The sequence below is a fragment of the Ectothiorhodospira sp. 9100 genome (assembly GCF_022227565.1).
Classification (GTDB): Bacteria; Pseudomonadota; Gammaproteobacteria; order Ectothiorhodospirales; family Ectothiorhodospiraceae; genus Ectothiorhodospira; species Ectothiorhodospira marina.
Genome location: NZ_JAJNAN010000072.1, coordinates 1 through 8,870, shown reverse-complemented (window position 1 = coordinate 8,870; position 8,870 = coordinate 1). Strand labels below are relative to the sequence as shown.

The 8,870-nt window shown below is 63.6% G+C and carries 5 protein-coding genes; 1 reads left to right on the top strand and 4 read right to left on the bottom strand.

Annotated elements, in window-relative coordinates; genetic code table 11:
* The 4 genes from LPW29_RS14360 to acnA all read right to left on the bottom strand — a co-directional run.
* The coding region (locus LPW29_RS14360; RefSeq protein ID WP_238628581.1) for a putative bifunctional diguanylate cyclase/phosphodiesterase at window positions 1-1,775 on the bottom strand (1,775 nt) is incomplete at its 3' end.
* 19 nt (window positions 1,776-1,794) lie between these two features.
* A complete protein-coding gene (locus LPW29_RS14355) occupies window positions 1,795-2,643 on the bottom strand; it encodes an HDOD domain-containing protein (protein WP_238628580.1) in 849 nt (282 codons plus the stop codon).
* The gene (locus tag LPW29_RS14350) at window positions 2,640-3,017 is read right to left on the bottom strand and encodes a hypothetical protein (protein ID WP_238628579.1); all 378 of its coding nucleotides are present in this window, start codon (window positions 3,015-3,017) and stop codon (window positions 2,640-2,642) included. The genes LPW29_RS14355 and LPW29_RS14350 overlap by 4 nt, the downstream gene beginning before the upstream one ends.
* 158 nt (window positions 3,018-3,175) lie before the next feature.
* Window positions 3,176-5,917, bottom strand: coding sequence for an aconitate hydratase AcnA (acnA, locus tag LPW29_RS14345; protein WP_238628578.1), 2,742 nt, complete (start codon window positions 5,915-5,917; stop codon window positions 3,176-3,178).
* A 177-nt stretch (window positions 5,918-6,094) separates the two neighbouring features.
* On the opposite strand from acnA, the gene acnB reads away from it, so the two are divergent.
* The gene (gene acnB / locus LPW29_RS14340) at window positions 6,095-8,674 is read left to right on the top strand and encodes a bifunctional aconitate hydratase 2/2-methylisocitrate dehydratase (RefSeq protein ID WP_238628577.1); all 2,580 of its coding nucleotides are present in this window, start codon (window positions 6,095-6,097) and stop codon (window positions 8,672-8,674) included.
* Window positions 8,675-8,870 lie beyond the last annotated feature (196 nt).

Here is an 8,870-nt window from a genome sequence, read left to right as displayed (position 1 = left end):
CGCAGGATACCCCGGATGAAGGATCGGTCGATTTTCAGGGTGTGGATGGGGAAGTGCTTGAGTTGGTTCAGGGAGGAATAGCCGGTACCGAAGTCATCCACCGCCAGACGGAAACCCAGTCGCTGCATTTCTCCGAAGATCTCCACGGCCTTGTCGATGTCCTGCATGATGGTGCTCTCGGTGAGTTCCAGCTCGATCTGTGAGGCCTGGATACCGATTTCCTTGATGATGGCGGCGTACTGGCAGGCCAGATCCGTCTGGCGAAACTGGCGTGGGGAGAGGTTGATGGCCATGCGAGGCACGGGCAGGTCGGCGGCTTCGAGGCGCTTCATGTCCTCGCAGGCCCGGCGTACCACCCACAGGCCCAGTCTTTCGATCAGCCCGGTATCCTCGGCCACGGGGATGAAATGCCCAGGGCTGAGATAGCCCTTCTCCGGGTGTTCCCAGCGTACCAGTGCCTCCAGGCCCTCCACCTTGCCGGTGGCCAGTGAGATCTGCGGCTGATAGTGCAGTTGGAATTCGTCCCGCTCCAGCGCTTTGGAGAGTTCATTTTCCAGCATCAGATGCCGGTAGGTCTGGGCATTGATGTCCTGGGTGTAGAAGTGGTAGTGGTTCCGCCCACGCTGTTTTGCCTCGTACATGGCTGCATCGGCGTTCTTGATGAGGGTGTCCACGTCCCGGCCGTCGAAGGGGTGGATGCTGATGCCGGCACTGCAGGTGAGAAACACCGGGTGGCCGTGGACCACGTACTCGCAACTCACGTTATCGATCAGGTGTTGCGCGAAACGGGCCAGCAGGTCCAGGGAATCCACCCGATTGAGGATGATGCCGAATTCGTCTCCACCCAAGCGTGACAGGGTGACATTGCTCTCGTCCAGGTGATGATGGCTGAGTAGATCGGCGTCGGCCAGGAGGGCGCGCAGGTTATCGGCCAGGGTCTTGATGAGGCGGTCGCCGCAACCATGACCCAGGCTGTCATTCACTCGCTTGAAGTGATCCAGATCCATGAGGATGACGGCCACGTGGCTGCTGTCATCCTCATCGTTTGGGTGGCCCTGCTGGATGAGTTGATGCAGGCGGTCGCTGAAGAGGATGCGGTTGGGCAGGCCAGTGAGGGCGTCGTGGCTGTACTGGTGGGCCAGTTCCAGGGATTGACGCTCGCTGATCTTCTTCAGTGTGCGGTGCTGGTGTTCCATCAGGGTGTACAGGGCGGCGCTCTCCAGGGCATAGGCTGCGTTGAAGAGGATGATGGAGAGCACCTTCATGCCGGGATCGCGGGGATGCAGCGGTTGCCCCCGGGTGCGGCCCACGAACATGCCGCGAATGCGGGTGCGGGAGGAAATGACGTGCAGCACCCAGTGGTCGCCACAGGCTGTATCGTCTTCGCCCTGGCCCCCGCCAGGGCAGGGCAGGCAAACCGGGTGGTTCTGGTTGAGTGCCCATGAAAATATGCCTGCCTCGATGAGTCGTTCCACCTCGGCCTCCAGGGCCGGGTCCTCGCACTCTGCCTGGCGATAACTCAGGTGAAAGCTGGACTCGTCGTCCACGGTGTAGTAACCCGCGTCTTCCAGGGGAAGTATGCGCCCTACGCACTCATGGGTGCTTTCCAGGATGGCCGAGACATCCCGACTTTGACTGTGATCGCCAAAGATGGCGGTCATGGAGGTGAGCACATCCATGGCGTAGTGATGCCACTGGCTGGCTTGCTCCAGGTGTTGGACCCGTTCGCGCAGGTAGTCCATGTCCGGCAGTGCGTTGTCTTTATTCCGGGTCATATGCATCCTGTCCCCCCGCCTAGGCAAGAAATACTTCGACTGCCTGAGCATAATGCTGCTCAGTATAGGCGCTGACTTGTTCAAGCAGGGTTTCAGACAGGGCGATTCGTGCCCAGGCCTGTTCATCGATGGGTGGCACCATTCGCTCGCCGCTGGAGCCCATGCGCAGGGCATTAGCCATGCTGTCGGCGGCGTGGACCACAGCTGTCTCCACGGGATAGCGTTGTGCCTCATTGGGATCGTGATGGCACCGCACCGGCTCATGCAGGGCCGCCGGTAACTGCCAGCGTTCCAGGAGTTCGCCACCGAGTTGCGCATGGTGGAAACCCAGTTCCCGCTGCTCCTCGCGGAACAGCAGATCCTGGCTGTGCTCGCGGGCCTCAAGGACCTGGGCCATGGCGTCCGGCATGTGCATGTACATGACCAGTCGGCCAATATCGTGAAGCAGACCGGCCACGTAGAACCGCTCCACATTGGCCTCGCGGCGAAAACTGGCCAACGAACGCGCCAGCAGGGCGCAGCCGATGCTGTGCCGCCAGAAGGATTCCAGGTCGATGCCGGTGATGGGCATGCCCTCAAAATGCCGGATCACCGTCGCGGCCAGGGCCAGATCCCGCAGTTGCTGGGTGCCGATGATGCTGATGGCGCGCTGGATGGAATGGATGCCGCCGGGCAGGGCATAGAGGCTGCTGTTGGCGATTCGCAGTACCTTGGCGGCCAGTGCCGTGTCCGACTCGATGACCGAGGCCATGGCTTCGAAGGAACTGTTGGGATCGTTGATGGCGCTCTCAATGCGGTGGTAGACGTCGGATAGCGTCCCCAGCTTCGGATCCCGGGCCAGGATGTCGTCCAGGCGCGCGACGGTCATGACTGGGCCTTGAGCTGGATCATTGAGGCCAGGCGCCGCGTGGCCAGGTCGAACAGGGTGTGCATGACCACCTTTTCGAGATCGCAGTGCCGAAAGGCATTTCGCATCACGGCCTCGGCCTGGCGATAGCTTTGTTCATCGATGGGGGGTGGGGGGGCCGTGGAGGGCAGACGATCGTCCGTCGCGCTCGGCGGGGCATCTTGCCAGATGGCCACCTGGGTGACGCCCCAGGTCTTGAGCACGCGCAGATGCTTGTCCTTGAGCGGGATGCCGGCGGAGAGCAGCAGGCGACCACTGCGGTCCCGCACATCTTCCGCCAAGACAGTGCCGGCGTCGGCCTGGTCGGCGGGGATCGTCCTTTTGGTGTCGATCATGCCTGCTCCGCTTGAAATGGGTTGCCAGAGGGCTGCCGGTCAGTTTAGCCGCTTTATGTTTATGGGAATTGTCAAAGTACCGGGACTTGCCATGTGGGGCAAGGGGGAGGGGACGGGCGGATGCAAGGATCCGCCCGTCATGTGCCAAGGGCTAGAGGTCAGGCAGCCGCCAGTTGGCGCAGCACATAATGCAGGATGCCGCCATGGCGGTAGTATTCCCATTCCTTGGGCGTGTCGATGCGCACCCGGGCCTGGAAATGGGTCTCTTGGCCGTCGTCGGTCCTGGCCGTCACGGTGACCTCGCCAGGCTCACCCTCCAGACCGCTGATATCGAAGCACTCCTGTCCGGTCAGTCCCAGGCTCTCGGCGCTATCACCGTCCTTGAACTGCAGGGGCAGCACGCCAAAGCCCACCAGGTTGGAGCGGTGGATGCGCTCAAAGCTCTGGGCGATGACGGCGCGGATGCCCAGCAACCGGGTGCCCTTGGCCGCCCAGTCCCGGGAGGAACCGGTGCCGTATTCCTTGCCGGCCAGTACCACCAGGGGCACGTTTTCTTCGTGATAGCGCATGGCGGCGTCGTAGACGCTTGTCTGCTCACCGCTGGGGACATGGGTGGTCCAGCCCCCCTCGGTGCCCGGGGCCATGCGGTTGCGCAGGCGCACGTTGGCAAAGGTGCCGCGCATCATCACCTCGTGATTCCCCCGGCGTGATCCATAGGAATTGAATTCCTTGGGCTCGATCCCGTGGGACTGCAGGTATTGACCTGCCGGGCTCTCCGGATGGATGCCGCCCGCCGGGGAGATGTGGTCGGTGGTGATGGAGTCGCCCACCATGACCAGGCAGCGGGCCCCGTTGATGTCTCCAGGGGCCTTGGGCTCCATGGTCATGCCTTCGAAGTACGGCGGGTTCTTCACGTAGGTGGAGTCGGCCCAGTCATAGAGTTCGGATTCGGTGATGCCGATCTTCTGCCAGTTGGCGTCCCCCTGGAAGACGTCGCCGTATTTCTCCTGGAACATGGCCGAGGAGATGCTGGCCTCCATCAGTTCGCTGATCTCCGCCTGGCTGGGCCAGACATCCTTGAGATACACCGGTTGCCCCTTCTTGTCGGTGCCCAGCGGTTCCTTGTAAAGGTCCACGGCCATGGAGCCCGCCAGGGCATAGGCGACCACCAGAGGGGGCGAGGCCAGATAGTTGGTGCGCACATCGGCATGGATGCGGCCCTCGAAATTGCGGTTGCCTGAGAGCACCGACGCCACCATCAGGTCGCCATTCTTGATGGCGTTGCCAATGGGTTCCGGCAGCGGGCCCGCGTTGCCGATGCAGGTGGTGCAGCCAAAGCCCACCACGGAGAAGCCCAGGGCCTCCAGGGGTTTGAGCAAGCCGGCCTTTTCCAGGTAGGCAGGCACCACCTGGGAACCGGGGGCCAGGGAGGTTTTTACCCAGGGCTTGGGCATGAGGCCCTTCTCGTGGGCCTTTTTCGCCACCAGGCCAGCGGCCAGCAGCACGGCCGGGTTGGAGGTGTTGGTGCAGGAGGTGATGGCAGCGATCACCACGGCGCCGTGCTTGAGCAGATGTTTCTCACCGCCCATTTCGTATTCCACCGCCCCCTTTTCGTGGGTGTTATCCACCCCCGGGGCGGTGTGGCCGCCTTCGCCCGCGAAACGCTCTTCAGCGTCGCCTTCCGGGGCAGAGTGATGTTCCCTGAAAAATTCATCCAGGGTGTCCATGAAATTGTTGCGGGCCTGATCCAGGGGGATGCGGTCCTGGGGTCGCTTGGGGCCGGCCAGGCTGGGGACGATGCTGCCCAGATCCAGTTCCACGATCTCGCTGTAATCCGCCTGGCGGGCACCAGTGTCGCGCCACAGGCCCTGAGCGCGGGCATAGGCCTCCACCAGGGCCACCTGTTCGTCGGTGCGGCCCGAGAGTCGCAGGTAATTCAGGGTTTCCTTGTCCACCGGGAAGATGCCGCAGGTGGCGCCATATTCCGGGGCCATGTTGGCAATGGTGGCGCGGTCAGCCAGGGGCAGGTGGTCCAGGCCATCGCCGAAGAACTCCACGAACTTGCCTACCACGCCCTGCTTGCGCAGCATCTGGGTGACGGTGAGCACCAGGTCGGTGGCGGTGGCGCCCTCGGGGAGCTTGCCGCTGAGCTTGAAGCCCACCACCTGGGGGATGAGCATGGAGATGGGCTGGCCCAGCATGGCGGCTTCGGCCTCGATGCCGCCCACGCCCCAGCCCAGCACGCCCAGGCCGTTGATCATGGTGGTGTGGGAATCGGTGCCTACCAGGGTGTCGGGGTAGGCGTGGTATTCACCATTGTCCTCGCGCACGAACACGGTCTGGGCCAGGTATTCCAGGTTGACCTGATGCACGATGCCGGTGCCCGGGGGCACGACACGGAAGTTCTTGAAGGCCTTCTGGCCCCAGCGCAGGAACTGGTAGCGCTCCTTGTTGCGGTGGTATTCCAGCTTGATGTTCAGGTCCAGGGAATCGGCCTTGCCGAAGTGGTCCACCATCACCGAGTGGTCGATGACCAGGTCCACCGGGGCCAGGGGGTTGATGCGGTTGGGGTCCTTGCCCAGGGCCTTCATGGCATCGCGCATGGCGGCCAGGTCCACCACGGCGGGCACGCCGGTGAAGTCCTGCAGCACCACCCGGGCGGGAGTGAAGGCAATCTCCTCGCTGGGCTCGGCCTTGGCCTCCCAGTTGAGCAGGGCCTTGATCTGGTCCTGGGTGATATTGTTGCCATCCTCGTTGCGCAGCAGGTTCTCCAGCAGCACCTTGAGGGAAAAGGGCAGGCGGTCCACGTCGTGGTCTGCCTTCAGCGGCTCCAGGCTACTGATGTGATAAGTCTTGTCTTGTACCTGGAGGGTGGTGCGTGTGTTGAATGTATCGGTCATCGTGCGTCCCTCTTGGTTTGTTTTTGTCGGGGCAAACTGTCGACAATCGTGACCTGTCGCCCCTGCTGGTTTAGAATGCTGCCGCGCAATAAAGATTGTTGTCAAAATAACCTAGTGACACAAAGGGATCATACATCCCTCCCCGCCCTGCGGGGCAGCCTAGCAGAGGGTTCTACTGTGCTCGAAGCCTATCGCCAACACGTTCAGGAACGCGAAGCCCAAGGGGTGCCGCCCAAACCGCTGGATGCCGGGATGACCGCGGATCTGGTGGAACTGCTGAAAAACCCGCCCCAGGGCGAGGAGCCGTTCCTGCTGGACCTGATCACCCATCGCGTGCCGCCGGGTGTGGATGAGGCAGCCTACGTGAAGGCCGGGTTCCTGTCCGCCGTGGCCAAGGGCGAGGCCCGCTCGCCACTGATCGACCGCAAGCATGCCGTGGAACTGCTGGGCACCATGCAGGGCGGCTATAACATCGCGACCCTGGTGGAGCTGCTGGACGACGCCGAACTGGCCGAGGCAGCCGCCGCCGAGCTCAAGCACACCCTGCTGATGTTCGATGCCTTCCATGATGTGGAAGAGCGGGCCAAGTCCGGCAACGCCCACGCCCAGGGCGTGATGCAGTCCTGGGCCGATGCGGAGTGGTTCCTGAACCGTCAGGCCCTGCCGGAAAAGCTCACCGTGACGATCTTCAAGGTGCCCGGCGAGACCAACACCGATGATCTTTCCCCGGCCCCGGATGCCTGGAGCCGCCCGGACATCCCCCTGCATGCCAAGGCCATGTACAAGAATCCGCGCGAGGGTGTGACCGACGCCGAGGCGCAGATCAAGGAGCTCAAGCAGAAGGGTCACCCCGTGGCCATGGTGGGCGACGTGGTGGGTACCGGCTCCTCCCGCAAGTCCGCCACCAACTCGGTGCTGTGGAACATCGGCGAAGACCTGCCCTACGTGCCCAACAAGCGCTTTGGCGGTGTGTGCATGGGCGGCAAGATCGCCCCGATCTTCTTCAACACCATGGAAGATGCCGGCGCCCTGCCCATCGAACTGGATGTGAACGCCCTGGAGATGGGTGATGTGGTGGACATCTACCCCTACGCGGGCAAGGTGTGCCGTCATGGCAGCGACGAGGTGATCACCACCTTTGAACTGCGCACGCCGGTGATGCTGGACGAGGTGCGCGCCGGTGGCCGTATCCCGCTGATCATCGGTCGCGGCCTCACCGATCGGGCCCGCGAGGCCCTGGGACTGTCGCCGTCGGATGTCTTCAAGCGCCCCGAGGCCCCGACGGACAGCGGCAAGGGCTTCACCCTGGCTCAGAAGATGGTGGGCAAGGCCTGCGGCGTGGCGGGCGTGCGCCCCGGCACCTACTGCGAGCCGCGCATGACCACCGTGGGTTCCCAGGACACCACCGGCCCCATGACCCGCGACGAACTCAAGGACCTGGCCTGCCTGGGCTTCCAGGCAGACCTGGTGATGCAGTCGTTCTGCCATACGGCGGCGTATCCCAAGCCGGTGGATGTGCAGACCCATCACACCCTGCCGGACTTCATCATGAACCGTGCTGGCGTGGCCCTGCGCCCGGGGGATGGCATCATCCACTCCTGGCTGAACCGCATGCTGCTGCCCGATACCGTGGGCACCGGCGGCGACTCCCACACCCGTTTCCCCATCGGCATCTCCTTCCCGGCCGGTTCCGGTCTGGTGGCCTTTGCCGCCGCCACGGGTGTGATGCCCCTGGACATGCCCGAGTCGGTTCTGGTGCGTTTCAAGGGTGAGCGCCAGCCGGGCATCACCCTGCGTGACCTGGTGCATGCCATCCCCCATGCGGCCATCCAGCAGGGTCTGCTCACGGTGGAGAAGAAGGGCAAGAAGAACGTCTTCTCCGGTCGGGTGCTGGAGATCGAAGGGCTGGACGACCTCACGGTCGAGCAGGCCTTTGAGCTCTCCGACGCCTCCGCCGAGCGTTCTGCCGGTGGCTGCACCATCAGCCTGTCCGAGGAGCGGGTGGCCGAGTACCTGCGCTCCAACGTGACCATGATGCGCTGGATGGTGGCCAATGGCTATGGTGATCCGCGCACCCTGGAGCGTCGCGCCAAGGCCATGGAAGACTGGCTGGCTGATCCGAAACTGATGCGTGCCGATAAGGATGCCGAATATGCAGCAGTGATCGAGATCGATCTGAACGCGATCAAGGAGCCCATCCTGTGTGCCCCGAACGATCCGGATGACGCCCGTCTGCTATCCGAAGTGGCCGGTGGGAATATCGATGAGGTGTTTATCGGTTCCTGCATGACCAACATCGGTCACTTCCGTGCCGCCGGCAAGCTGCTGGAGAAGTTCCAGGGTGGTCAGTTGCCCACTCGCCTGTGGCTGTCACCGCCGACGCGGATGGATCAGCGCCAGCTCACCGAAGAGGGGTATTACGGCATCTACGGTCGTTCCGGTGCCCGCATGGAAATGCCGGGTTGCTCCCTGTGCATGGGCAATCAGGCCCGTGTGGCCCCGGGGGCGAAGGTGGTCTCCACCTCCACCCGTAACTTCCCCAATCGTTTGGGGGATGGTGCGGATGTGTTCCTCGCCTCGGCCGAGGTGGCCGCAGTGGCCGCAGTGCTGGGTCGTCTGCCTACGCCGCAGGAATACCTCGAGTATGCCGCCGATCTGAACACCATGGCGGGCGAGGTGTATCGCTATCTCAACTTTGATCAGTTGCCGGAGTATGAGGAAGCCGCGCGCAAGGTGATTTCCATCGCCGCAGCGTAACCCGGCATCGCCCCTCTCCCCTCAGGGGGGCGGGGGTGCAAACCGTAATAGCCCCTCTCCCCCTGGGGGAGAGGGGTTGGGGTGAGGGGGATGAGTTGGCAATATGCCTGCCGCGGGGGGGGGCCCCCCCCCCCCCCCCCCCCCCCCCCGCCGGGGGGGGGGGGGGGGGGGGGGGGGGGGGGGGCCCCCCCCCCCC

What these genes read in the sequence shown, in the direction of transcription:
- LPW29_RS14355 (WP_238628580.1), bottom strand. Translation starts at nt 2,643, where the DNA reads ATGACCGTCGCGCGCCTGGACGACATCCTGGCCCGGGATCCGAAGCTG.
- LPW29_RS14350 (WP_238628579.1), bottom strand. Translation starts at nt 3,017, where the DNA reads ATGATCGACACCAAAAGGACGATCCCCGCCGACCAGGCCGACGCCGGC.
- acnA (WP_238628578.1), bottom strand. Translation starts at nt 5,917, where the DNA reads ATGACCGATACATTCAACACACGCACCACCCTCCAGGTACAAGACAAG.